Origin of the sequence: Pseudomonas sp. WSY_20, from assembly GCF_043104335.1 — a bacterium.
GTDB lineage: Bacteria > Pseudomonadota > Gammaproteobacteria > Pseudomonadales > Pseudomonadaceae > Aquipseudomonas > Aquipseudomonas parafulva_B.
In genome coordinates this window covers 1-414 of the sequence record NZ_JBICKP010000044.1, presented here as the reverse complement: position 1 = coordinate 414, position 414 = coordinate 1, and the positions used below count along the sequence as shown (strand labels likewise).

Below are 414 nucleotides of genomic sequence, written 5' to 3'. Positions count from 1 at the left end.
GTATGCGTCAAGGTAGTTGTCGTGTTTTGCCTAACCGGCTTGCTGCTGGGCGTCTCGCTCACGATTCAGATACACATGGCCAGGCAGCTTCCAGCTACGGACGCCTCGGGCCCAGCGTTCTGGATTCCCACGCTGAGCCGCCTCGTATACTTGTTCACGCTGCTTCAGCGCAGCAGCATCCTGCCTCCCATGACGCTGCGCAGGAGTGACGTACTTGAGCGCGCTATGGCGGTGTTCGTTGTTGTACCAGGCAGCAAACTCCATGACCCACACCCGAGCCTCGTCCAGTGATCCAAACGGCAGGCCTGGCCAGCGCGAGCAGTACTTGGCCGTGCGGAACAGGGCTTCGGCATAGGCGTTATCGTTACTGACCCGCGGGCGGCTGAATGATGGCAGCACACCCAGATCGCGCAG

The 414-nt window shown here is 60.9% G+C and carries 1 protein-coding gene; it reads right to left on the bottom strand.

Going from position 1 to position 414, the window contains the following annotated elements; genetic code table 11:
* Positions 1-30: 30 nt before the first annotated feature.
* The coding region (locus ACF8E5_RS11295; RefSeq protein WP_392475287.1) for an integrase core domain-containing protein at positions 31-414 on the bottom strand (384 nt) is incomplete at its 5' end.